The organism is Pseudomonas sp. LAM2023 (genome assembly GCF_016620375.1).
Lineage (GTDB): Bacteria > Pseudomonadota > Gammaproteobacteria > Pseudomonadales > Pseudomonadaceae > Aquipseudomonas > Aquipseudomonas anuradhapurensis.
Genome location: NZ_JAENHV010000036.1, coordinates 718769 through 742254, shown reverse-complemented (window position 1 = coordinate 742254; position 23486 = coordinate 718769). Strand labels below are relative to the sequence as shown.

General features: G+C 62.2%; 20 protein-coding genes. 11 read left to right on the top strand and 9 right to left on the bottom strand.

All coding sequences use genetic code 11. The features are described 5' to 3' along the window. Window positions 1-83 precede the first annotated feature (83 nt). Complete coding sequence (locus tag JKP78_RS22960; RefSeq protein WP_200627726.1) at window positions 84-2102, bottom strand: alpha-1,4-glucan--maltose-1-phosphate maltosyltransferase; 2019 nt, start codon at window positions 2100-2102, stop codon at window positions 84-86. A 141-nt stretch (window positions 2103-2243) separates the two neighbouring features. Here JKP78_RS22960 and JKP78_RS22955 point away from each other — a divergent pair, with 141 nt between their 5' ends. Beyond that, complete coding sequence (locus JKP78_RS22955) at window positions 2244-2405, top strand: hypothetical protein (RefSeq protein ID WP_170030651.1); 162 nt, start codon at window positions 2244-2246, stop codon at window positions 2403-2405. A gap of 130 nt (window positions 2406-2535) precedes the next feature. On the opposite strand, the gene JKP78_RS22950 is transcribed toward JKP78_RS22955, so the two are convergent. Next, window positions 2536-4218 carry an AMP-binding protein gene (locus tag JKP78_RS22950; protein WP_200627725.1) on the bottom strand — a complete coding sequence of 561 codons (1683 nt, stop codon included), beginning with the start codon at window positions 4216-4218 and terminating at the stop codon, window positions 2536-2538. Between the two features lie 322 nt (window positions 4219-4540). Here JKP78_RS22950 and JKP78_RS22945 point away from each other — a divergent pair, with 322 nt between their 5' ends. From JKP78_RS22945 to JKP78_RS22930, 4 genes are read left to right on the top strand one after another with little or no spacing between them, the layout of a single operon-like run. Continuing rightward, the gene (locus tag JKP78_RS22945; RefSeq protein WP_200627724.1) at window positions 4541-5704 is read left to right on the top strand and encodes an isovaleryl-CoA dehydrogenase; all 1164 of its coding nucleotides are present in this window, start codon (window positions 4541-4543) and stop codon (window positions 5702-5704) included. A 19-nt stretch (window positions 5705-5723) separates the two neighbouring features. Then, window positions 5724-7331, top strand: coding sequence for a carboxyl transferase domain-containing protein (locus tag JKP78_RS22940; RefSeq protein ID WP_186686920.1), 1608 nt, complete (start codon window positions 5724-5726; stop codon window positions 7329-7331). Window positions 7332-7334: 3 nt separating this feature from the next. After that, on the top strand, window positions 7335-8150 hold the full coding sequence (locus JKP78_RS22935; RefSeq protein ID WP_186686919.1) for a gamma-carboxygeranoyl-CoA hydratase: 816 nt from the start codon (window positions 7335-7337) through the stop codon (window positions 8148-8150). Continuing rightward, window positions 8147-10099, top strand: coding sequence for an acetyl/propionyl/methylcrotonyl-CoA carboxylase subunit alpha (locus JKP78_RS22930; RefSeq protein WP_200627723.1), 1953 nt, complete (start codon window positions 8147-8149; stop codon window positions 10097-10099). Before JKP78_RS22935 ends, JKP78_RS22930 begins: the two co-directional genes overlap by 4 nt. Before the next feature lie 125 nt (window positions 10100-10224). On the opposite strand, the gene JKP78_RS22925 is transcribed toward JKP78_RS22930, so the two are convergent. Continuing rightward, on the bottom strand, window positions 10225-10878 hold the full coding sequence (locus JKP78_RS22925) for a LexA family protein (protein WP_170030662.1): 654 nt from the start codon (window positions 10876-10878) through the stop codon (window positions 10225-10227). A 130-nt stretch (window positions 10879-11008) separates the two neighbouring features. Here JKP78_RS22925 and JKP78_RS22920 point away from each other — a divergent pair, with 130 nt between their 5' ends. Both JKP78_RS22920 and JKP78_RS22915 read left to right on the top strand, forming a co-directional pair. Continuing rightward, window positions 11009-11320, top strand: a complete 312-nt coding sequence (locus JKP78_RS22920; RefSeq protein ID WP_200627722.1) for a DUF6124 family protein — start codon at window positions 11009-11011, stop codon at window positions 11318-11320. A 431-nt stretch (window positions 11321-11751) separates the two neighbouring features. Further along, window positions 11752-12267 (top strand): DUF4880 domain-containing protein, encoded by a 516-nt coding sequence (locus JKP78_RS22915; RefSeq protein ID WP_200627721.1) that lies wholly within the window; start codon window positions 11752-11754, stop codon window positions 12265-12267. Here JKP78_RS22915 and JKP78_RS22910 read toward each other — a convergent pair whose 3' ends face one another. From JKP78_RS22910 to JKP78_RS22895, 4 genes are all read right to left on the bottom strand, one after another. Then, window positions 12268-13458 (bottom strand): Bcr/CflA family efflux MFS transporter, encoded by a 1191-nt coding sequence (locus tag JKP78_RS22910; RefSeq protein WP_186686916.1) that lies wholly within the window; start codon window positions 13456-13458, stop codon window positions 12268-12270. Then, window positions 13455-14381 carry a diiron oxygenase gene (locus tag JKP78_RS22905; protein WP_200627719.1) on the bottom strand — a complete coding sequence of 309 codons (927 nt, stop codon included), beginning with the start codon at window positions 14379-14381 and terminating at the stop codon, window positions 13455-13457. Before JKP78_RS22905 ends, JKP78_RS22910 begins: the two co-directional genes overlap by 4 nt. Window positions 14382-14401: 20 nt before the next feature. Further along, window positions 14402-15445, bottom strand: coding sequence for a SagB family peptide dehydrogenase (locus JKP78_RS22900; protein WP_200627717.1), 1044 nt, complete (start codon window positions 15443-15445; stop codon window positions 14402-14404). Window positions 15446-16494: 1049 nt separating this feature from the next. After that, window positions 16495-17415 carry a LysR substrate-binding domain-containing protein gene (locus JKP78_RS22895; protein ID WP_186686907.1) on the bottom strand — a complete coding sequence of 307 codons (921 nt, stop codon included), beginning with the start codon at window positions 17413-17415 and terminating at the stop codon, window positions 16495-16497. A gap of 196 nt (window positions 17416-17611) precedes the next feature. On the opposite strand from JKP78_RS22895, the gene JKP78_RS22890 reads away from it, so the two are divergent. The 4 genes from JKP78_RS22890 to JKP78_RS22875 all read left to right on the top strand — a co-directional run bounded on the left by JKP78_RS22890 (window position 17612) and on the right by JKP78_RS22875 (window position 21601). Next, a complete protein-coding gene (locus tag JKP78_RS22890; RefSeq protein WP_186686905.1) occupies window positions 17612-18361 on the top strand; it encodes an SDR family NAD(P)-dependent oxidoreductase in 750 nt (249 codons plus the stop codon). Window positions 18362-18437: 76 nt separating this feature from the next. Then, window positions 18438-19736, top strand: coding sequence for an MFS transporter (locus tag JKP78_RS22885; RefSeq protein WP_186686903.1), 1299 nt, complete (start codon window positions 18438-18440; stop codon window positions 19734-19736). A gap of 21 nt (window positions 19737-19757) precedes the next feature. Then, window positions 19758-20606, top strand: coding sequence for a transketolase (locus JKP78_RS22880; protein ID WP_186686900.1), 849 nt, complete (start codon window positions 19758-19760; stop codon window positions 20604-20606). Next, window positions 20603-21601 (top strand): transketolase family protein, encoded by a 999-nt coding sequence (locus JKP78_RS22875; protein WP_186686897.1) that lies wholly within the window; start codon window positions 20603-20605, stop codon window positions 21599-21601. Before JKP78_RS22880 ends, JKP78_RS22875 begins: the two co-directional genes overlap by 4 nt. A 19-nt stretch (window positions 21602-21620) precedes the next feature. Here JKP78_RS22875 and JKP78_RS22870 read toward each other — a convergent pair whose 3' ends face one another. Beyond that, entirely contained in the window at window positions 21621-23078 is a 1458-nt protein-coding gene (locus tag JKP78_RS22870; RefSeq protein ID WP_186686895.1) for a diaminobutyrate--2-oxoglutarate transaminase, read from the bottom strand. Between the two features lie 25 nt (window positions 23079-23103). Continuing rightward, window positions 23104-23319: an MbtH family protein gene (locus JKP78_RS22865; protein WP_170030671.1), complete on the bottom strand. Its 216-nt coding sequence runs from the start codon at window positions 23317-23319 to the stop codon at window positions 23104-23106. Between the last annotated feature and the right edge of the window lie 167 nt (window positions 23320-23486).

Sequence of the window (23486 nt, the reverse complement as noted above, 5' to 3'; positions counted from 1 at the left end):
GAGCGGGCGGGCCGGCGAATCAGGCGCCGCAGTGCAGGGCACCGGCTTTGCCGGTGTTCGCGGGCGCGCCCGCTCCCACAGGTTTACCGCAGCTTTTCGATACGCCAGATCCCGAATGGCAGGTGCCAGGGTTCGATACGCATGAACTGGGTCTTGCCATACCAGGACCAGCGGTGGCCGTTCATCAGGTCCTCGCCATGGGTCTCGGCGTTGTCATCCAGCCCCAGCTCCCACAATGGCAGCTCGAAGTGCGCCTCCTGGGCATTGTGCGGATCGAGGCTGATGGCGATCAGGATGTAGTTGTCGCGCTCGGGCGTGCGCTTGGCGAAGTACAGGATGTTGTCGTTCCAGCAGTTGAAGAACGTTACGCCCAGGTGGGTTTGCAGCGCCGGGTTCTGCCGGCGGATGCGGTTGAGCTGGGCGATCTCGGCGATGATGTTGCCCGGCTGGGTGTAATCGCGCGGGCGAATCTCGTACTTCTCCGAGTCCAGGTATTCCTCCTTGCCCGGCAAGGCCGCCGCCTCGCACAGCTCGAAGCCCGAATACATGCCCCACAAGCCCGAGCCCATGGTCGCCAGGGCGGCGCGGATGAGAAAGCCGGCGCGCCCGGAATGCTGCAGGAAGAACGGGTTGATGTCCGGCGTGTTGACGAAGAAGTTGGGCCGGTAGCACTGGCTCCAGGGCGGCTGGTTGAGCTGTTCGAAGTACTCGCGCAGCTCTTGCTTGGTATTGCGCCAGGTGAAATAGGTGTAGCTCTGCGCGTAGCCGACCTTGCCCAGGCGCGCCATCATCGCCGGCTTGGTGAACGCCTCGGCGAGGAAGATCACGTCCGGGTAGTGGCTGCGCACATTGGCGATCAGCCATTGCCAGAACGGCAGTGGCTTGGTGTGCGGGTTATCGACGCGGAAGGTCTTCACCCCCTCCTCGACCCAGCCGATGATCACGTCGCGCAAGGCCAGCCACAGGCCTGGCACCGCATCGGGGGCATAGAAGTCGACGTTGACGATGTCCTGGTACTTCTTCGGCGGGTTCTCGGCGTAGCGGATGCTGCCATCCGGGCGCCAGCTGAACCAGCCAGGGTGCTGCTGCAGCCACGGGTGGTCCTGGGAGCACTGGATGGCGAAGTCCAGGGCGATTTCCAGGCCGTGCTGGGCGGCTGCCGAGACCAGCCGGCGAAAGTCCTCACGGCTGCCCAGCTGCGGGTGAATGGCGTCGTGGCCGCCTTCCGGACTGCCGATGGCATACGGGCTGCCGGGGTCGCCGGGCTGCGCCTGCAGGGAATTGTTGCGGCCCTTGCGGTGCTTGGTGCCAATCGGGTGGATGGGCGGGAAATACAGCACATCGAAGCCCATGTCGCGGATCATCGGCAAGCGCTGATGCACGTCGTTGAAGGTGCCGTGGCGCTCGGGGCGGTCAGTGCAGGAACGCGGGAACAGCTCGTACCAGCTGGCGAACTGCGCGGCCGGGCGATCCACATCCAACGGGTACTCGATGCTGCGGGTGAGGTAGCTGCGGTGTTCGGCCTCGGCCATCAGCCGGCTGGCCTCGGCGCCGAGGAACACGGCCACCTGCTCGTCTTCATCGAGGGTGGGCAGCCGGTCGGCAAGTGCCTGCAGTTGGTCGCGCAAGGCACCACCGCTCAGCTCGATGCCCTTGCCCAGCAGCAGGCGCCCTTCTTCGAGTTCGAGCCTGATGTCGACGCCGGCCTGGTACTTTTTCTCCAGGTCGTGGCAATAGGTGGCAAAGGGGTCGATCCAGGCCTCGATACTGAACAGGTGCGGGCCGATTTCGGTGGGGATGAACTCGGCCAGCCACAGGTCGTTGCCCGCCGCGGTCATCGGCACGCAATGAATGCGCCGGCTGCCGGCCTGGCGCCAGTTCAGCATCACCGCCATGCGGTCGTGGCCGTCGCTGAATACCTTGCTGCTGACCGCAACCGGCTGGTTGCTGATGGCCTTGGCTGCGAATGCGCCGCCTTCGAGCACCGGCTGGGTGTCCTCGATGACAATGCGCGGCGCCAGCAAGGCCTGGGACAGGCTGATGACCTGGTCCGGATGGTCATTGGCCATGGGCACGCTTTCGAAGGGCTCTTTCAGAGACATCAGGCCTTGCTCCCTTGGGCTGGTGGCAGTAAGGGTTCAGAGCCATGCGCAGGCGTGGGGGTTCAAAAAAATTGAGCGAACGGCAGCTGCCAGGGGTCGAAGCCTGCAGCACCTCTTCAATTACCCACGCGAGGTCAGGCCATGAACATTCCCATTCCACCGGAAACACCCGACCCCAACATCGACGATCCGAGCCTGCCGCCACCGGTGCCGGAAGAGGACCCGGACGAGCTGCCGATCAAGCCGACCGTGCCGCCGACGGTGGGTGACCCACCGAGCCAGGAGCCACCGGTGAAGGGTTAAGGGTAGACCAGGATTTTGTGCTGACAGGGCCGGCCTCTTCGCGGGCACGCCCGCTCCCACAGGTGCCCCAGGGCAGTGAAGTAGCTGTGGGAGCGGGCATGCCCGCGAAAGGGTCGGAACCACCAACGCTTCAACCAGCAGTAACCGCCGAGATCTCCGCCACACTGATCTCGCGCATGCGGAACTTCTGCACCTTGCCGGTCACCGTCATCGGGAACTCGTCGACGAAACGGATATGCCGCGGCACCTTGAAATGCGCGATGCGCGCCTTGCACCATGTCTGCAACTCCTCGACCGTGGCGCTGTGCCCCGGATGCAGCTTGATCCAGGCGACGATTTCCTCGCCATACCGGCTGCACGGAATGCCGATCACCTGCGCATCGGCCACCGCCGGGTGGGTGTAGAAGAACTCTTCCAACTCACGCGGGTAGATGTTCTCGCCACCGCGAATGATCATGTCCTTGTTGCGCCCGACGATGCGCACATAGCCCTGCTCGTCCATCACCGCCAGGTCGCCCGAATGCATCCAGCCGGCCGGGTCGATGGCCTCCGCCGTGGCCTGCGGGTTGTTCCAGTAGCCGAGCATCACGCTGTAGCCACGGGTGCACAGCTCGCCGATCTGCCCGCGCGGGACGATGCAGCCGTCGGCGTCCACGACCTTGTTCTCCAGTTGCGGTTGGGTACGGCCAACGCTGGTCACACGCAGCTCCAGGTCGTCGTCCGGGCCGGTCTGCAGCGATACCGGGCTGGTCTCGGTCATGCCGTAGGCAATCTGCACTTCGGCCATGTGCAGCTGGTCGATGACCCGGCGCATCACCTCGATCGGGCAGGTGGCGCCGGCCATGATGCCGCTGCGCAAGGTGGACAGGTCCACGTGTGCCCGCAACGGGTGGTCGAGCATGGCGATGAACATGGTCGGCACGCCATAGAGGATGCTGGCACGCTCCTCGGCCACGGCGCGCAGGGTGAGCTCGGCGTCGAAGGCGTCGTTGGGGTAGACCATGGTGCTGCCGTGGGTGATGCAGCCGAGGTTGGCCATGACCATGCCAAAGCAGTGGTAAAGCGGCACCGGGATCACCATGCGGTCGCGTTCGCTCAGGCCCAGGCTTGCGCCGACCATGAAACCGTTGTTGAGGATGTTGTAGTGGCTGAGCGTGGCACCCTTGGGTGCGCCGGTGGTGCCGGAGGTGTACTGGATGTTCACCGGCTGGTCGAACTGCAGGCTCTGCTGGCGCGCAACGCAAGCCTCGCGAGAGGTCTGCCCTGCCCGCTCAGCCAGCGCATGCCAGGGCAGGAAGCCTGACGGCGGGTTGGCCGCGAGGCTGATCACACCACGCAGATCCGGCAGCCGTGCACTGGCCAGTTGACCCGGTATGGCGCCAGCCAGCTCGGGTACCAGTTGCTGGACCATGGCATGGTAATCGGAGGTCTTGAACGCGTCGGCACACACCAGCCAGCGGCAGCCGGACTGGCGCAGTACATATTCAAGCTCGCCCACGCGGTAGGCCGGGTTGATATTGACCAGTATCGCGCCGACCTTGGCACTGGCCAGTTGCAGGATGCACCACTGGGCACAGTTGGGCGACCAGATGCCGACGCGGTCGCCGGTATTTACCCCCAGCGCCATCAGCGCACGGGCATGCACTTCGACCTGTTCGGCCAGCTGCCGCCAGTTGTAGCGCAGGCCCTGGTGGCGCGAGACCAGGGCTTCGCCATCGGCACAGCGGGCCACGGTGGCATCGAACGCCTGGCCGATGGTCAGGGTCAGCAGCGGTTGGTCCTGGCGACCGCGGGTATAGCTTGGTTGACTCATGGGTGTCCCTTCTTGTGGTTGTTCTGGGCACGGCTGAAGCAAGCGGGAATACTCTGGCGCAGATTTACGTTTACGTAAAGGTGACGAGTCGATTGACAGTCACCCTGCACAGGTTTACGTTAACGTAAAGGTGATGAACGACACCGGCCCCAGGCTTTACGTCGAGCCCTGTGGGAGCGGGCGTGCCCGCGAATGCCATCACTCAGGCAATGACGGTGGTCCTGCTGACGCATTGGCGGGCACGCCCGCTCCCACAGGGTTCGACGCCAGATCCTTGAGCTACGGTGTTACCCATATTTCAAGAACAACAAGGTGCCCCAGCATGCATTACCCCACCCTGAACTTCGCCCTGGGCGAAACCATCGACATGCTCCGCGACCAGGTCCGCACCTTCGTCGCCGCCGAACTGGCGCCACGCGCCGCGCAAATCGACCACGACAACCTGTTCCCCGCCGACATGTGGCGCAAGTTCGGTGACATGGGCCTGCTGGGCATCACCGTGCCGGAAGAATACGGCGGTGCCGGCCTGGGCTACCTGGCCCACGTGGTGTCGATGGAAGAAATCAGCCGTGGCTCGGCCTCGGTGGCACTGTCCTACGGCGCCCACTCCAACCTCTGCGTCAACCAGATCAACCGCAACGGCAGCCACGCGCAGAAGCTCAAGTACCTGCCCAAGCTGATCAGCGGCGAGCACATCGGCGCCCTGGCCATGAGCGAGCCCAACGCCGGCTCCGACGTGGTGTCGATGAAGCTGCGCGCGGAAAAGCGCGGCGACCACTACGTGCTCAACGGCAGCAAGACCTGGATCACCAACGGCCCCGACGCCAACACCTACGTGATCTATGCCAAGACCGACCTGGACAAGGGCGCGCACGGCATTACCGCGTTCATCGTCGAGCGTGACTGGAAAGGCTTCAGCCGCAGCAACAAGTTCGACAAGCTGGGCATGCGCGGCTCCAACACCTGCGAGCTGTTCTTCGACGGCGTCGAGGTGCCGGAAGAAAACATCCTCGGCCAGCTCAACGGCGGCGTGCGCGTGCTGATGAGCGGCCTGGACTACGAGCGCGTGGTGCTGTCGGGCGGGCCGACCGGCATCATGCAAAGCTGCATGGACCTGGTGGTGCCGTACATCCATGACCGCAAGCAGTTCGGCCAGAGCATCGGCGAGTTCCAGCTGATCCAGGGCAAGATTGCCGACATGTATACCCAGCTCAACGCCAGCCGCGCCTACCTGTACGCCGTGGCCCAGGCCTGCGACCGTGGCGAGACTACCCGCAAGGACGCTGCCGGGGTCATCCTCTACACCGCCGAGCGCGCCACGCAGATGGCCCTGGAGGCGATCCAGATTCTCGGCGGCAACGGCTACATCAATGAATTCCCGGCAGGCCGCCTGCTGCGCGACGCCAAGCTGTACGAGATCGGTGCCGGCACCAGCGAAATCCGCCGGATGCTGATCGGCCGCGAACTGTTCAACGAAACCCGCTGAGCACAAGGGACGGGCGCACATGGCTACCTTGCACACCCAGATCAACCCGCGTTCGGCGGAGTTCGCCGGCAACCGCGCGGCCATGCTCGAACAGGTCCAGGCCCTGCGTGGCCTGCTCGCCCAAGTGGCCCAGGGCGGCGGGCCCAAGGCCCAGGAACGCCACACCTCACGCGGCAAGCTGCTGCCGCGCGAGCGCATCGACCGCCTGCTGGACCCCGGCTCGCCGTTCCTCGAGATCGGCCAGCTGGCCGCCCATGAGGTGTATGGCGAAGACGTACCGGCTGCCGGCGTGATCGCCGGCATCGGCCGCGTCGAGGGCGTGGAATGCATGATCGTGGCCAACGACGCCACGGTCAAAGGCGGTTCCTACTACCCACTGACGGTAAAGAAACACCTGCGCGCGCAGACCATCGCCCTGCAGAACCGCCTGCCGTGCATCTACCTGGTGGACTCCGGCGGCGCCAACCTGCCACGCCAGGACGAAGTGTTCCCCGACCGTGAGCACTTCGGGCGGATCTTCTTCAACCAGGCCAACATGAGTGCCCTGGGCATCCCGCAGATTGCCGTGGTCATGGGCTCGTGCACCGCCGGCGGTGCCTACGTGCCAGCCATGGCCGACGAAGCGATCATGGTGCGTCAGCAGGCCACCATCTTCCTTGCCGGCCCGCCCCTGGTGAAGGCCGCCACCGGTGAAGTGGTGAGCGCCGAAGACCTCGGCGGCGCCGATGTGCACTGCCGCACCAGCGGCGTGGCCGACCACTATGCCGACAACGACGAGCACGCCCTGGCCCTGGCCCGGCGCAGCGTGGCCAACCTCAACTGGCGCAAGCTGGGCCAGTTGCAGCGCCAGGCCCCGGTGGCACCGCTGTATGCCGCCGAGGAGCTGTATGGCGTGGTGCCGGCCGATGCCAAGCAGCCGTTCGACGTGCGTGAGGTGATCGCCCGGCTGGTCGACGGCTCGCAGTTCGATGAATTCAAGGCGCTGTTCGGCACCACCCTGGTATGCGGTTTCGCCCACCTGCACGGCTACCCGGTGGCGATCCTGGCCAACAACGGCATCCTCTTCGCCGAAGCCGCGCAGAAAGGCGCGCACTTCATCGAACTGGCCTGCCAGCGCGGCATCCCGCTGCTGTTCCTGCAGAACATCACCGGCTTCATGGTCGGCAAGAAGTACGAGGAAGGCGGCATCGCCAAGCACGGCGCCAAGCTGGTCACTGCGGTGGCCTGCGCCCAGGTGCCGAAGTTCACGGTGATCATTGGCGGCAGCTTCGGTGCCGGCAACTACGGCATGTGCGGCCGCGCCTACGACCCACGCTTCCTGTGGATGTGGCCCAACGCGCGGATCGGCGTGATGGGCGCCGAGCAGGCCGCCGGCGTGCTGGCCCAGGTCAAGCGCGAGCAGAGCGAGCGCAGTGGCCAGCCGTTCAGCGCCGAAGACGAAGCCCGGCTCAAGCAACCGATCCTCGACCAGTACGAGCATCAGGGCCACCCTTACTACTCCAGCGCCCGCCTGTGGGATGACGGCGTCATCGACCCGGCCCAGACCCGCGACGTGCTCGGCCTGGCCTTGTCGGCCGCGCTGAACGCAGCGATCGAACCGAGCCGCTTCGGCATTTTCCGGATGTGACCCATGAGCGATTTCAGCACCCTCGAAGTGATCCGCGACCCGCGCGGTTTCGCCACCCTGTGGCTGAGCCGCGAGGACAAGAACAACGCCTTCAACGCCTTGATGATCCGCGAGCTGATCGTCGCCCTCGACCAGCTGGCCGAGGACGCCAGCCTGCGCTTTGTGCTGCTGCGCGGCCGTGGCCGGCACTTCAGCGCCGGCGCCGACCTGGCCTGGATGCAGCAGTCGGCGCAACTGGACTTCAACACCAACCTGGACGACGCCCGCGAGCTGGGCGAGCTGATGTACGCCCTGCACCGCCTGAAGACGCCGACCCTGGCGGTGGTCCAAGGCGCAGCCTTTGGCGGCGCACTGGGCCTGATCAGTTGCTGCGACATGGCCATCGGTGCCGAGGACGCCCAGCTGTGCCTGTCGGAAGTGCGCATCGGCCTGGCCCCGGCAGTGATCAGCCCGTTCGTGGTCAAGGCCATCGGTGAGCGCGCCGCCCGCCGCTACGCCCTCACCGCCGAACGCTTCAGTGGTGTGCGAGCGCGCGAACTGGGCCTGCTGGCCGAGGTGTACCCGGCCAGCGAGCTGGACGCCCAGGTCGAAGCCTGGGTCGCCAACCTGCTGCAGAACAGCCCGCAGGCGCTGCGCGCCACCAAGGACCTGCTGCGCGAGGTGGACGCCGGCGAACTCAGCCCGGCCCTGCGCCGCTACTGCGAAAACACCATCGCCCGCATCCGCGTCAGCGCCGAAGGCCAGGAGGGCCTGCGCGCCTTCCTGGAAAAACGCCGCCCCGCCTGGCAAACCGATGACAAGAAGGAGCCGCGCCCATGAGCCGCCCCGCTTTGACCACCCTGCTGGTCGCCAACCGTGGCGAAATCGCCTGCCGGGTGATGCGCACCGCCAAGGCCATGGGCCTGACCACCGTTGCCGTGCACAGCGCCACCGACCGTGACGCCCGGCACAGCCGCGAAGCCGATATCCGCGTCGACCTCGGCGGCAGCAAGGCAGCCGACAGCTACCTGGTGGTCGACAAGATTCTCGCCGCCGCCAAGGCCAGCGGCGCCCAGGCCATTCACCCCGGCTATGGCTTCCTGTCGGAGAACGCGGGCTTTGCCCGTGCCATCGAACAGGCCGGGCTGATTTTCCTCGGCCCACCGGCCAGCGCCATCGATGCGATGGGCAGCAAGTCGGCGGCCAAGGCGCTGATGGAAGCCGCTGGCGTGCCGCTGGTACCGGGTTACCACGGCGAAGCCCAGGACCTCGACACCTTCCGCGCCGCCGCCGAACGCATCGGCTACCCGGTGCTGCTCAAGGCCAGCGCCGGCGGTGGTGGCAAGGGCATGAAAGTGGTCGAGGAGGAAAGCCAGCTGGCCGACGCCCTGGCCTCGGCCCAGCGCGAAGCGCAAGCGTCGTTCGGCGATGCGCGCATGCTGGTGGAAAAGTACGTGCTCAAGCCGCGCCACGTGGAAATCCAGGTGTTCGCTGACCAGCACGGCAATTGCCTGTACCTCAACGAGCGTGACTGCTCGATCCAGCGCCGTCACCAGAAGGTGGTTGAAGAAGCCCCGGCACCTGGCCTGTCGCCTGAACTGCGCCGGGCCATGGGCGAAGCGGCGGTCCGCGCCGCCCAGGCGATCGGCTATGTCGGTGCCGGCACCGTCGAGTTCCTGCTCGACGCCCGTGGCGAGTTCTTCTTCATGGAGATGAACACCCGCCTGCAGGTGGAGCACCCGGTTACCGAGGCCATCACCGGGCTCGACCTGGTGGCCTGGCAGATCCGCGTAGCCTGCGGCGAGCCCCTGCCGATCACCCAGGAACAGGTGCCGCTGATCGGCCATGCCATCGAAGTGCGCCTGTATGCCGAGGACCCGGCCAACGAATTCCTGCCCGCCACTGGCACGCTGGCGCTGTACCGTGAGTCGGCGCCTGGCGAAGGCCGGCGGGTGGACAGTGGCGTCAGCGAGGGCGATGCGGTATCGCCATTCTACGACCCGATGCTGGGCAAGCTGATCGCCTGGGGCGAAGACCGCGAGCAGGCACGCCTGCGCTTGCTGGCCATGCTCGATGAATTTGCCATTGGCGGGCTGAAGACCAACATTGCCTTCCTGCGGCGCATTCTCGCGCACCCGGCATTTGCCGCGGCCGAGCTGGACACCGGCTTCATTCCGCGCCACCAGGCCATGCTGCTGCCCGCGCCGCAGGCGTTGCCAGCCGCTTTCTGGGAAGCCGCGGCCGAGGCGTGGCTGCAAGGCCAGGGCGGGCAGCAGCGGGATGACGACCGCGGTTCGCCGTGGGCCGAGCGCACTGGCCTGCGCCTGGGCCTGCCGGCACGCAGCAGCCTGCATCTGGCCAGTAATGGGCAGGATCAGGCGGTGGCCCTGGAACGCAGTACCGCGTCCGCCTGGCAACTGCTGGGCGAGCACCTGGTGCATGACCATGCAGGTGTACGCCGCCAGCATCTGGCGCTCCGCCGTGGTGGCATGCTGTACCTGCAGTGGGACGGCGAGATGCATGCGGTGCAAGCCTTCGACCCGATCGCCGAGGCCGAGGCCAGCCACAGCCATCAGGGCGGTTTGGGCGCGCCGATGAATGGCAGCATCGTGCGGGTGCTGGTAGAGCCGGGACAGCTGGTCGAAGCGGGGGCGGCGCTGGTGGTGCTGGAGGCGATGAAGATGGAGCACAGCATTCGAGCGCCGCATGGCGGCACGGTACAGGCGTTGTTCTGCCAGGAAGGCGACATGGTCAGCGAAGGGACGGTCCTGGTCGAATTGGCCGAGTGACCGAGGCCGATTGGCTTGAGTCTTGTGGGGCCTATGAGATCGAGCGCCGCGCGAGCGGCGTTCGATCTGCAACGCGCCACACCAACCACGCCTGGCACCCGACAGCCCCACCAGAATCGCAAACCTTAAAACACCCCGTGCACCCGTACGACCACACCCAGAAACTCGCACCCCGCTTCACAGAGAACAGTCGGATAGCGCGTATTCAGCGGCTTGAGCATCTTGTCTCCGCCCTCCTCGATCAACTGCCGCAACACCGCCGGCCGCCCCGGCTGCCGGGCAATGACCAGCCTACCTGGCTCTGCCGGCAGGCCGGTATCCACCAGCACTCGCATACCCTCGGGCACGCTCTTGCCACTGGCGGCATTCATCGAATCGTTCTCTACCACCAGCCAGAACGCATTACCCGCAGGCATGTAGTCGCTCTGTTCGTGGCTTTTGCCTGTTTCTGGCAAGGGCCCCTGCAAGTCCGCCCAGCTCAGCACTGGGAAGCGAAAGCTTGCATAGAGCAGCGCCTTGCCTGAAGCCGGTTGGTCGGCCGCATAGCGACCAGGTGATTCGCGCACCATATCGCGCTCCACCACCATGACTTGGGCTTCAAGAAACACCAGCCCAAGTTTCTCAAGCTTTTCGTTGATGGTTTCCAACGTCGGCTGCCGCGTGCCACGCAGCCAATGACCTACGCCGCCCTGGGTCATGCCCAGGCGTTCGGCCAGCTTGAGCTGGCTGAGATTGTGTTCGCGCTTGTAGCGCTTGAGAAAAGCGTTCCAGTTTTCCATGAGCGGCAACAATACGGACTGTATTACCCGCAGCAATACACAATCTGAATTATTTCTTTGGCCATGAATAGTACAGATTGACCTATGCTGTGATTCCTGTGTGTTTGAAGGGAAATCAGAAGGTATCGCGATGAAACCACCGAAAAACGACGAAACAGATCTCGACAGCGGAGCCGCCCGCCGCGCCCTCGACTACTACCTCAACCCCAACCCGCAGCGTCCCACCCTCGACAACAGGATCTGGACGTTGCACGAGGGTGTCACCAGCGAACAGGCCCGGGAGCATGCCATCGCCCTGCTGCGCTGCGCCGCCGCCACCGCCCAGGAAACCGCCACCCACCAGCACGGCAGCCAGCGCGAACTGACCTTAGCCCTGATGCACATGATGGACATGGCCCGCGCGCTGCTGGAGCACAAACGCGCCGTGGAACCAGGCATCTAGGCAACAAAGAAGGGAGAGAACGTGATTGGCCGGGTAACGGCAAAGGCCCCGATTGTCGGGACAAGGAAGCGCACCGGTAAAACTTTTTTACCGGATAAGCGAAAAATTCATTTGACTTGCAAATGATAACGATTATTATTGCACTCAACTGATCGCGAGATCAGCTGGATAACCTGGAGCTTAGGTCGCTCTCGGATTATCTCCTCATCAGGCTAATCACGGTTTTGGACCCGGCTTTTTGCCGGGTCTTTTTTTTGGCTCTTCAGGCTAATGAAGATCGTGATGGCGCGCATGCTAGCAAAAGTGTTTCAGGGCGTGAACGCTCATTGCAGAACATTGCAAAATCAGCACTTGAGAATCAATATCGTTTAGCTTAGGCTGACAGTGCGTCACGGAAGATGCCCCCTCTCCCTCCCAGCAAGGAGCTGACCATGAGCCGCCTGCTACTGCCGCTCGAACACCCAACCCCGACTACGGGGGACGCTACCGCAGAGTCCCTGCTGCATGCCTTGCAACAGCTGCCACGGCGCGTACAGCAAGTGTTCCTGCTCAACCGCCTGGACCAGCTGGACTTCGCCGCCATCGCTGCCCGCCTCGGCCTGCCCCTGGCAAGCATCGAGCGGCACATGGTCCAGGCCCTGCAAGCCGGCCGTTCGCGCCGCGACGGGCTGGCGAGTGCTGCCGGGCGATGGTATGTGCGTTTGCAGAGCCCCGAGGTGACCGCCTGCGAGCGCATCGATTTCCGTCGCTGGCTCGACGCAGACCCGGCGCACCTGCAAGCGTTTCATGACACCGAACTGCACTGGCGCAGCCTGCTGGTACCGGCACGGCAACTGGGACATGACGGCTGGTACCGGCACGGACGAGCCGCGCTGTCGCTGGGCGGCTGCTCGGTCGCGCTAGGCCTGGGCGTGGCGGCGCTGCTGCTGCTCGGTATTTGCGCCTGATCAACCCTCAGCTATGCGGTCAGTTTCCGCCATGCATGCAAGCAGTAGCCACCCGCACAGACTGGCGCCCAGGAAAAAAAGCCCCAGGCTCATCGGCAGCGCGCTTTCGACACCGGCCACAAGACTGCCAGCCAAACCACCACCTGCGAACAGCAATGTCGTATTGAGCGACGCTGCCGCACCGGCCTGGTGTGGGTAACGCGCCAAGGCTTGGGTCGTCGCAGCAGGACGCACCAGTGTTGTCCCCGTCGTGCAGATGATCATCGGTAGAACAAGGCCTGTCACCGTCAGTCCCGCTAGCTGCTCCCAAACCAAAAGTGTGATGCCCCCGGCAGCTATGAGCAGGAATCCCGTCTTGATCTGAACCTGCGGAGTTACTCGATTGTTCAAATAGGTCGCGGCTGCTCCGCCAGCGATATATGCAAGCCCATAGGCGATAAATACCACCGAGAATTGATATGGCGTCAGCCCCAGGCTGTCCATCAACGCCAATGGCGCGACAACGATGAAGGAAAAATGGCAGGCAAAAGCGAGACTGGACAGCAGGGAGTGCGCAAGATAGGTCGTATCACGCAGCATGACCCAGTAGCTGCGCATGCCCGACCTACGGCCTCTCAATGCAGGCGTGTCCTGCAGCAATGCATATGACAGGGATGAAACGATCACGGCTATGAAAGCGAATACCGTAAAGCTGCCCTTCCAGCCAAAGGATTGTTGGAGAAAAGCGCCTGCGACCGGTGACAACGAGATGAATAGCCCACTTGCGCTGGTCAGCAGGATACGCATGGCATTGCGCTGTCTACCACTGTACAGATCTTGCACGAGCGCCTGGCCCAGCACGAAACTCCCGCAACCCAGGGCCTGCAGCAAACGGAACGCCATGAACGTCTCATAGCGGGTTGAAAGTACACAACCCACTGCGCCTGCAATGGACACTGCCAACCCAGCGAGCAACAACCGCTTGCGCCCCGTGCCATCCGACAATGGCCCGATCACGATTTGCGCCACGGCGACACCAAACGCAAAGAAGCTCACCGAGTAGGCTATCTGTTGCGGCTCGACGTGAAACTCGTCTGCGAGCGCCGGGAATGATGGCAGGATCACATCCAGAGGGAATACGCCTAACAGACACAACAGGATCAACAGGGCCGAGCACAGAAAACTATTGAGCGATTCGGAGGGCCGATTCACGCTACTAACCCCGCTTTTCTGAATTGCAATAAATAGCCCTCATCATCCAGCAAATCAGTCCGTTCAATCGCTCGAAGCGTGGGCCCAGAAACTTCAAGCATCCGAGCAGACCAACTCGACTCCAAATAAGCGACAACTTCATTTCCGATTACTGGCCGACCTTTAAAAAGCGTCTGCAAGAAAGAAATATCAGGCCTACAGAATACCGCGAGCACCTCAAGCAGTACTTGAACTACATAATTCCTCTCGCACCTGGAGATTTTCCGCCACAGCTGAACAAAGCATTCAGAAAAGAAAACCGCATGACGCCCTTCATCATGTAGGTGATCAATAAACATATATGCCACAGGATCTACAAGTGAGTCGCGAGACAACTTTAACAGCTCGCAAGCAATCAAAGTCTCTGAGACAAATGCAATACAAAATCGGGTTAGACACCTAAACCCTAAAGGACTTTTCTCTAAAATACGATCCAACCCCACAATGCGAGTAGATTTAGCTCGCACCAGATCAAAATGCTTTGACACTTGATCTGCAATATCCCGTGAAAATAAAGCGTGATAGCCTTCATCAGCATACAACTTCAAAGCAATACGCCGCTCTCCATCCTCAAAGTACTTCTTTAAACCACCAATTACAATGCACTGCACAGCTTCGTTGACATGCGCTATCTCTAGCTCAGTCGTGTAATCCATAAAATACACTAAATGATACACATGCAAAATCCTCAACTCTTGCTTTGAAAGAGCTCTTACTGAGTCATGAGCTAGCACAGGACTGAGCGCAGCAGGAAACCACAAGCCAGGATCACATCGAGCAAAGTCCGCCTCTGAAAATTTATACACATAAGGCCGCGAGCGCACAGCGCTAGTCAGGTGCCAGCCTCTAAACATAGTAATACTACGATCAGTTCCTTTCCTCATGCACACACCCCATTGTAAACTCACTTAAGTAGAGATTTTAGGCAGTTCGGGATAGCGGAACCATCGCTATAACCACAGCCAACAAAAAAAATCACCTGCTCATCAGAATTTTCAAGATGTAGCAATGATTCAATGGAGGATTCATTCAACGCACCAGTTAGCCATGTATTCATCCCACGGGCAGTTGCCGCTAGTTGGAACGTCTGCGCCACATGACCAACCTCTATCAATGCCATCCGATAGGCGCGGGAATGCTCGTACTTCCACCACAATTTATCGAATCTGGATGTTAGAAACAGCCCCACTGGTATATCGTTCGCGAAATGCTGTCCTGAAGGCAAGGCGCCGAGTTTCGGTACCAATTGACTACGCCAATGCACCTGATGAAGATGAGGATCGTAATAATATATTCCTGGCTCTAAGCCTTCGACATTAGCCACATATACATAACCTTCTGTAGCATTTAAGCCACCTGCTGATGGACTGCTACGCCGCTTGGAGAACTGCTCCACTCCTCCTTGTTGATTAGAAAGTTCCCGCCTTTCAACAAAGCCCAGTGTACGATGCAAGATTTTCCCTAGCTCAGCTATTGAAATCGGTAACTGATGGAAAGCTCTTGCTGTTGCGCGGCGTGCAAGCACCTCATCGAATTCATCAGCAGCGCAAAAACCAGGTAACTGGATACCACCCCCAACGCCCCGAAAGCTCTCAACAGGAGAAGTTTTACCCAATACATCATTACAGTGTTCTAAGTATTGAACAGCCCACTCATGCTCGCTGGCAGGCTGGTTTTCCGGAACTATATCTTTAGTACCAATATGAAAAATCCTAGACAGCACATCCCAACCCCAATCACTCTCGCCCCTGGGAGAGTCCAACATAACCTTGCAACGTTTAAAATCCTCAACCACAGTATCACTTGAATCACTGCAACCCTGATCATAAATTAGTGAAATCAACCGATGAGCATGCTCCGCCGACAACTGATACTGCTTGTGCCTTTTGAAATCCCAGCAAATCAGAGCATTATCTACGGCAATAAAAAAGCAGTCGCTACTTATCATACCCCCTCCTTTAGCCAAAGCGCAGGCCGGCACTGCGCTTTAGCACTTATCGGCTAAGGCTTATTTAGCCGTTTTAACCAGAAGAGCCAAATTTGCCAATTTTGCGGATTCCATCTTGATAGCTTTCATATTCGATTCCCCATTAAATGCCGCGAAATTGCGACACGCCTGATAATAGCGGCATCTTGAAGATGTACAAGCCGAAGCAGGCAGCGAAACTTCCGAAGGCATTGTAGGATTTTTTACCGGCACACTTGCGGACGACGCGTCTAATTCGCCTGCAGAGTATCTGGAACGCGCCAAACAAGCTATTAGGCCGCAGCTTCGCTCGGCTCATCTCAGCTGATAAAAACAATTTAGTCTCAGGTCTAGACCAGGAAATCAGATTTATTGAGGACCAAAGGACTGGAAGTTCCTGGAATGGCAGGACCGTCGCACGCGTAGGCGATCGGATCAGTTACAGTGCCGTCATCGAAACAGATGCAGCCTGCACAATCATCGAGGGAGCGAGACACAACCTGCCACGGACGGATCTTGGTCGAGGGAGAGCCGGGTTGGCTCATTGATTGAAAGTCCGACAGCGACATATCAGTATTACAAATACTGACACTGTCGCCGGGCAAGCCTTTCCAGAAAACCGCTTAGCCTTCCAGTCCCTTCTTCAGCGCCGCCAGGCCATCTTCCTAGATGCCGGCTAACAGCGCAGTTGCTTCAGCATCGCTGATACCCATCGGCACGAACGAACCAGACCACTCCCCCGAGACCCGCTACCTTCAGCCATGTTGCCCAGTGGGGCGGCACCGAAGCCCAGCGGGTTGGTGATAAGGGGGTATGAGGTTCCTGTGCGTTTTCCTGATGGGAGAGTCGGTTGTGAACTCCAGTGGCTGCAATGCTATGCGCCACCCACCAAGACCGTCCAAGTCATATTTCGAACGACTTGAGACCTTTTATGCGACACCGATCAATCGTACTTCGTAATCCCACCATGGCATCTTTGCGATAGCGATCAGCGCCTTGTTGCCTTCAACAGTCTGTCGTGCGGACTGCTCTCAGTAATTGAAGTCATGACCGAGCTGGCCTTGCACCCATTCAAGGAACTGACGAACCCTGAGAGCTTCAGCATGGCCTCGAGGAAATACCAAGTGGTGGGCACTGACGGGCGTCGCCAGGTCTTCTACAAATACCGGTACCAACTCGCCTCGGGCAATATAGTCCTGAGCCAGCAAGGAACTCTCCAAGGCCACCCCATACCCGTGGCTGGCGGCTTCAAGGCTCATGTACGAGCGATCGAAACTCAGCGCATACGGGGATTGCGGCAACGCCAAGCCTTGCTGGGCAAACCACTGCGGCCACTGCACCAATGCGGCCTCCGACAGGATCAGGTTCTGCCCCAGCAGGTCGCTGGGCTGCTTGACCGGTGTGCGTTCGAGCAGCCGCGGCGAAGCCAGCACGGTGGCGCGTTCATGGCGGATGGTGCGCACTTCCAGGTTGGGCCAGTTGGGATAGCCATGGCGGATATCCAGGTCGATCTGATGACGGCCAAAGTGCAATGACTCGTACGAGCAGGACAGGTTGATCTGGATTTGCGGGTGACTGTTGCGGAAGTGGTCCAGGCGCGGCAGCAACCAGAGCAGCCCGAAGCTTGGTGCGGAATGCAGCCGCAGGCAATCGAAGCCCACGGCGTTACCGGCGCGCTCGGTGGCCATGGCCAGGCTCTGCAGGATGCCCGATACCTCGCGCAGGTACTGCTCACCCGCCGGGGTCAGCGCTACACCACGCGCCTCGCGAATGAACAATGGTCGACCAATCAGGGCCTCCAGGTTGGCGATCTGATGGCTGACCGCTGAGGGCGTGAGGTTCAACTGCTCGGCGGCACGCGCAACGTTAGCGAAGCGGGCGACTTGCTCGAAGGCCTGAATTGCTTTCAGCGAAGGGATCTGCGGAGACTTTCTGAGAAGGTCCAGGCTCATGGGCATTCCTGCATGGTTCGCGGCGGTACCTAGGGTTTTACCCGTCCATCGAACCCAGGCACAAGCCGAGGGCTGAATTTTTTTCAGCATCGGGTGAAAGCGGCAGCGTTGCTCGGCCCGCCCAGCGAGACGAAGCTGTGCCTATCGGTTCTGCCTGAACCGCTGCTCACAACAATAATCACCCGGAGCACTCCCGATGCTGTTAACAGGAAAATTTGCCGTCATCACTGGCGCCGCCTCGCCCCGCGGTATCGGCCGCGCGACTGCCCAGGCGTTCGCCGAACAGGGCGCCAAGGTCGCGATTCTCGACCTTGATCCAACGGCCGCCGCCGAAGCCGCCGCCTCCCTCGGCGAAGGCCACATCGGCCTGGCCGCCAACGTTGCCGATGAAGCGCAAGTGCGCGATGCCATCGCCCAGGTCCTGGCGCAGTTCGGACGGATCGACGTGCTGGTCAACAACGCCGGTATCACCCAGCCAGTGAAGACCCTCGACATCACTGGCGCGGACTATGATCGCATTCTGAACGTGAACCTGCGTGGCACGCTGCTGATGTCCCAGGCGGTCATCCCGACCATGCGTGCGCAGCAGGCCGGCAGCATCATCTGCCTGTCGTCGGTGTCTGCACAACGCGGTGGCGGCATCTTCGGCGGCCCTCATTACAGCGCCGCGAAGGCTGGCGTACTCGGCCTCGGCAAGGCCATGGCCCGGGAGCTGGGGCCGGATAACATCCGCGTCAATTCGATCACCCCTGGCCTGATTCACACCGACATCACGGGCGGCCTGATGCACGATGAGCGCCGTCACGCCATCATCGAAGGCATCCCGCTGGGGCGCCTGGGCGAGGCCCGCGATGTCGCCAATGCGGCATTGTTCCTTGCCAGTGATCTGTCCAGCTACCTCACGGGCATTACCCTGGATGTCAACGGCGGCATGCTTATCCACTGAGCATCCACCGCATCGTGACCGGCGCCCGAGCCCGGCGCAGGTCACGCGTTCGATAACAACAAGAGATCAGAACGAAATGACCACACTAGCGCTCGATGCGGTGTCCGCCGCACGCAGCAGTGCCTACCGCAAGACGGCCTGGCGACTGATGCCCTTTCTCATGCTCTGCTACCTGTGTGCCTACCTCGACCGGGTCAATGTCGGCTTCGCCAAGCTGCAGATGATGGACGACCTGGCCCTGTCCGAAGCGGTCTATGGCCTGGGCGCGGGCATGTTCTTCATCGGCTACTTCCTCTGCGAGGTGCCCAGCAACATCATCCTGCACAAGGTCGGCGCCCGGCGCTGGATTGCCCGCATCATGATCACCTGGGGCATCATCTCGGCAATGTTCGCCCTGGTGGAGACGGCCTGGCAGTTCTATGCCCTGCGCTTCCTGCTGGGTATCGCCGAGGCGGGCCTGGCACCTGGGCTGCTGCTGTACCTGACCTACTGGTTCCCCTCCTATCGCCGGGCGAAGATGACTGCGCTGTGGTTCATCGCCATTCCGCTCTCGGGGATGATCGGCGGCCCGCTGTCAGGCTGGATCATGGAACGTTTCGCCGGTGTGCACGGCTGGGCGGGCTGGCAGTGGATGTTCCTGCTCGAAGCCATCCCCACGGTGCTGGTGGGGATCCTGGTGCTGAGCTACCTGAAGGATGGCGTCGACCAGGCACACTGGCTGAGCGACGAAGAAAAGGCCCTGGTGCGCAAGGAACTGGCCGAAGACGAGCAACACAAGGTCACGCATGGTTCGGTGTCCGACTTCATCCGCGACCGTCGCCTGTGGTTGCTGGCCAGCATCTACTTCTGCGTGGTGATGGGCCAGTACGCGATCACCTTCTGGCTGCCTACGCTGGTGCGCAATGCCGGTGTCAGCGAGCCTTTGCACATCGGCCTACTGACCAGCCTGCCGTACCTGTGCGCCATCGTCGCGATGCTGCTGGCCGGACGCAGTGGCGACCGCCACCGTGAGCGCCGCTGGCACCTGGCGATCCCCATGCTGATCGGCGCCCTGGGCTTGAGCCTCGCCGCCGCGCTGGGCAGCAGCCTGACCCTGTCGATCCTCAGCCTGTGCCTGGCTGCGGCCGGGGTGCTGTCCGCTTCCTCGCTGTTCTGGATGTTGCCTACCACGCTGCTCGGCGGGGTTTCGGCAGCAGCCGGCATCGCCGCGGTGAACAGTTTCGCCAACCTTGCCGGGTTCTGCTCGCCGTACCTGATCGGCTGGGTTACCACCACCTTGGGCAGCAATGCCATCGGTATGTATCTCATCACCGCCGTGCTCATCCTTGGCGCCTTCCTGGTGTCGCGGGTACCGGCTCATCTGGTCAATCGCTGATTCGAAAAAGGAGTCACCCCCATGACTGCTGTGCGTTCCACCAACGAGGCGCTGCCACTGGCTGTGCGCGCCCGCAATATCCGCCGCCATGCATTGCGCATGGGCCAGGTCCAGGGCCAGGGCTATGTCGGCCAGGCCCTGGGCGCTGCCGACCTGCTGGCCGTCGCATACTTCCACGCGCTGCGTATCGACCCCGCCAACCCTGAGTGGGAGCGGCGCGACCGCTTCTACCTGTCCATCGGGCATTACGCGATTGCCCTCTACGCCGCACTGATCGAGGCCGACGTGATTCCCGAGGAGGAGCTGGAAACCTACGGCAGCGACGATAGCCGCCTGCCCATGTCGGGCATGGCTGCCTATACCCCCGGCATGGAAATTACCGGCGGTTCGCTGGGTCATGGGCTGGGCATCGCGGTCGGCGCCTGCCTCGGGCTCAAGCGCAAGGGTTCGGACAGCTGGGTGTACAACCTGTTGTCCGATGGCGAGCTGAACGAGGGTTCGACCTGGGAGGCGGCAATGTCGGCCAGCCATTGGCGCCTGGACAACCTGATCGCGATCATCGATGTGAACAACCAACAGGCCGATGGCCACGCCAGCGAAGTGCTTGCCTTCGAGCCGATCGTCGAGCGTTGGCAAGCGTTTGGCTGGTTCGTGCAGCGAGTGGATGGCAACGACCTGGATTCGCTGGTCAGCGCCTTCGACCAGGCCCGCGCCCACCCGGCGGCACAACCGCGGGTGATCATCTGTGACACGCGCATGGGCAAAGGTGTGCCATTCCTGGAAAACCGCGACAAGACGCATTTCATTCGCGTCGATGAAAACGAATGGGATCTCGCCCTTGAGGCGCTGGACGCCGGGAGCCAAGCATGAGCACAGTGAATGCACCGAAGAAACGCCTGACCACCTCGGCCATGATCGCCTCGATTGCCGCCGAGGGCCAGCCAACCCGCCCTGCCCCGTTCGGCCATGCCCTGGCCAGCCTGGCCGAGCACCGTCAGGATATCGTCGGGCTCAGTGCCGACCTGTCCAAGTACACCGACTTGCACATCTTCGCCAAAGCCCACCCCGAGCGGTTCTACCAGATGGGCATGGCCGAGCAGTTACTGATGAGCGCTGCCGCTGGCATGGCCCGCGAAGGAATGACCCCGTTCGCCACTACCTATGCGGTATTCGCTTCGCGTCGGGCTTATGACTTCATTTGCATGGCGATCGCCGAAGAAAACCTCAACGTCAAGATCGTCTGCGGTTTGCCTGGCCTGACTACCGGCTATGGCCCAAGCCACCAGGCCACGGATGACCTGGCGATCTTCCGGGCGATGCCCAACCTGATGATCGTCGACCCCTGTGATGCGCTGGAAATCGAACAGGCCGTGCCGGCGATCGCCGCCCACCAGGGGCCGGTGTACATGCGCCTGCTGCGCGGCAACGTACCGTTGGTACTGGATCGCTACGACTACCGCTTCCAGCTGGGCAAGGCCCAGGTGCTGCGCGGTGGCCGCGACGTGTTGCTGATCGCCAGCGGCCTGATGACCATGCGCGCCCTGGAAGCTGCAGAGCAATTGCACAAGGATGGCGTGGATGTGTCGGTACTGCATGTGCCGACCATCAAGCCGCTGGATGAACAGACCCTCCTCGCCGAGGCGCGCAAGCCTGGGCGCCTGGTGGTCACGGCGGAAAACCACTCGATCATCGGTGGCCTTGGCGAGGCTGTGGCGGGCGTGCTGCTGCGCAACGGGGTCACGCCCACCTTCCGCCAGATCGCACTGCCGGATGCGTTTCTCGATGCGGGTGCGCTACCGACACTGCATGACCGCTACGGGATTTCCACCGACGCGGTGTCGAGGCAGATCAAGGCGTGGTTGTAGCGCAGCCAGTCGTTGCAGGTCAGGCTGGGATGGCACCGGCTTCGCCGGTGCTCGCGGGTGACCCCGCTACCACAGGTTGTGCGCAGCGTTTGCGAACAGCCTGTGCAGCCAAGGCGATCTCCAGCTTCTCGACCAGTGTATCGATCTCCTCACTACCGATGGTCAATGGCGGCAGGAAGCGCAGCACCGCGCCATGCCGCCCGCCCAGTTCGAGGATCACCCCTTCACGCAGGCAGCCCTGCTGCACGGCCTTGGCCAGCACGCCATCCCCGGCCGGCACCCGGCCTTGACCTGCGTCGGTAGAGACGATCTCCACCCCGACCATCAGCCCACGCCCACGTACATCGCCGATACACGGGTAATCGCGTTGCAACTGGCGCAGCCGGGTCATCAGGTAGTCGCCCATGCGCTCGGCGTTGGCCACCACGCCCTCGTCGCGGATATACCGCAGGGTCGCGGTGCCGGCCGCCATGGCCAGCTGATTGCCGCGGAACGTGCCCGCATGCGCACCCGGCGTCCACACATCGAGCGCCTGCCGGTAGACCACCACTGCCAGCGGCAGGCCACCGCCGATGGCCTTGGACAGCACCAGTACGTCCGGCTCGATAGCGGCGTGCTCGAAGGCGAACATGCGCCCGGTGCGGCCGATGCCGCTCTGCACCTCGTCGATGATCAGCACCACGCCATGCTCGCGGGTCAGCTTGCGCAGGCCCTGTAGCCAGCGCACCGGCGCCGGAATGACACCGCCCTCGCCCTGCACCACTTCCACCACCACCGCCGCCGGCAGCGGCACCCCGGACTCGGGGTCACTCAGCAGCTGGCCGATATAGCTCAGCCCTGCGTCGATACCGGCCTCGCCACCCAGGGCAAACGGGCAACGGTAGTCATAGGGGTACGGCAGCACCTGCACATCGGGCATCAGTGAGCCCGGCAGCTGCTTGGGCCCCAGGTTGCCCATGAGGCTGAGCGCGCCGTGGGTCATGCCGTGGTAGCCGCCGGAGAAGCAGAACACGCCTTTGCGCCCCGTGGCGATCTTCGCCAGCTTGATCGCCGCCTCGATCCCGTCGGCCCCGGTCGGCCCGCAGAACTGGATACGCGCCTCGGCAGCAAAGGCTGGCGGCAAGGCTGCGAACAAGGTCTCGACGAACAGGTCCTTGACCGGCGTGGTCAGGTCGAGGGTATGCAAGGGCACGCCGCTGTCCAGGGTCGCGCGCATCGCCGCCAGGGTGCACGGATGGTTGTGGCCAAGCGCCAACGTCCCTGCCCCCGCCAGGCAGTCCATGAACAGTTGCTCACGGGTGTCCTGTACGTAGAGCCCCTGCGCTGCCTTCAGCGCAAGTGGGATACGCCGCGGGTAGGAGCGCGCGTTCGACTCGCGCGCCGCCTGGCGCTGCAGCAGCGGGTCAGCCTCGAAGTGGCGCGGCGGTTGGCGGCGAAAATGCGCCAGGTTGTACGGTGCAAGCTGAATGTCTTCCATGGATCGCTCCCTCTGCGGCTGGCGCTCAGCGTTGCTCGGCGGTTTCAAGGGCCTGGCGCAGGCTCAGCGGGCGCATGTCCGTCCAGTGCTGTTCGATCCAGGCCAGGCACTGCGCCTTGTCACCCTGCTGGCCGACCGCACGCCAGCCCTCGGGCAGGGCTTTGTAATCCGGCCAGATGGAATACTGCTCCTCATGATTGACCACCACCACGTACCCGCACTCGGCCTTTTCCCAACTCATTGTCGACTCCTTGGACAAACGTTTTCACAGAATCCCGGCTGCCCGCAGGAAGGCTGCAGTCGAGGCGCTCACAAACAATGTGAATGCTAATAAATTGCATTAACACTTACCATATCTTTCGTATATATTCCGCCGGGGCCCCGTGGGAGACCAGGGATGGCCTTTTG

Coding starts and splice junctions, on each gene's coding strand:
- JKP78_RS22960 (WP_200627726.1), bottom strand. CDS start 2,102: ATGTCTCTGAAAGAGCCCTTCGAAAGCGTGCCCATGGCCAATGACCAT.
- JKP78_RS22955 (WP_170030651.1), top strand. CDS start 2,244: ATGAACATTCCCATTCCACCGGAAACACCCGACCCCAACATCGACGAT.
- JKP78_RS22950 (WP_200627725.1), bottom strand. CDS start 4,218: ATGAGTCAACCAAGCTATACCCGCGGTCGCCAGGACCAACCGCTGCTG.
- JKP78_RS22945 (WP_200627724.1), top strand. CDS start 4,541: ATGCATTACCCCACCCTGAACTTCGCCCTGGGCGAAACCATCGACATG.
- JKP78_RS22940 (WP_186686920.1), top strand. CDS start 5,724: ATGGCTACCTTGCACACCCAGATCAACCCGCGTTCGGCGGAGTTCGCC.
- JKP78_RS22935 (WP_186686919.1), top strand. CDS start 7,335: ATGAGCGATTTCAGCACCCTCGAAGTGATCCGCGACCCGCGCGGTTTC.
- JKP78_RS22930 (WP_200627723.1), top strand. CDS start 8,147: ATGAGCCGCCCCGCTTTGACCACCCTGCTGGTCGCCAACCGTGGCGAA.
- JKP78_RS22925 (WP_170030662.1), bottom strand. CDS start 10,878: ATGGAAAACTGGAACGCTTTTCTCAAGCGCTACAAGCGCGAACACAAT.
- JKP78_RS22920 (WP_200627722.1), top strand. CDS start 11,009: ATGAAACCACCGAAAAACGACGAAACAGATCTCGACAGCGGAGCCGCC.
- JKP78_RS22915 (WP_200627721.1), top strand. CDS start 11,752: ATGAGCCGCCTGCTACTGCCGCTCGAACACCCAACCCCGACTACGGGG.
- JKP78_RS22905 (WP_200627719.1), bottom strand. CDS start 14,381: ATGAGGAAAGGAACTGATCGTAGTATTACTATGTTTAGAGGCTGGCAC.
- JKP78_RS22900 (WP_200627717.1), bottom strand. CDS start 15,445: ATGATAAGTAGCGACTGCTTTTTTATTGCCGTAGATAATGCTCTGATT.
- JKP78_RS22895 (WP_186686907.1), bottom strand. CDS start 17,415: ATGAGCCTGGACCTTCTCAGAAAGTCTCCGCAGATCCCTTCGCTGAAA.
- JKP78_RS22890 (WP_186686905.1), top strand. CDS start 17,612: ATGCTGTTAACAGGAAAATTTGCCGTCATCACTGGCGCCGCCTCGCCC.
- JKP78_RS22885 (WP_186686903.1), top strand. CDS start 18,438: ATGACCACACTAGCGCTCGATGCGGTGTCCGCCGCACGCAGCAGTGCC.
- JKP78_RS22880 (WP_186686900.1), top strand. CDS start 19,758: ATGACTGCTGTGCGTTCCACCAACGAGGCGCTGCCACTGGCTGTGCGC.
- JKP78_RS22875 (WP_186686897.1), top strand. CDS start 20,603: ATGAGCACAGTGAATGCACCGAAGAAACGCCTGACCACCTCGGCCATG.
- JKP78_RS22870 (WP_186686895.1), bottom strand. CDS start 23,078: ATGGAAGACATTCAGCTTGCACCGTACAACCTGGCGCATTTTCGCCGC.
- JKP78_RS22865 (WP_170030671.1), bottom strand. CDS start 23,319: ATGAGTTGGGAAAAGGCCGAGTGCGGGTACGTGGTGGTGGTCAATCAT.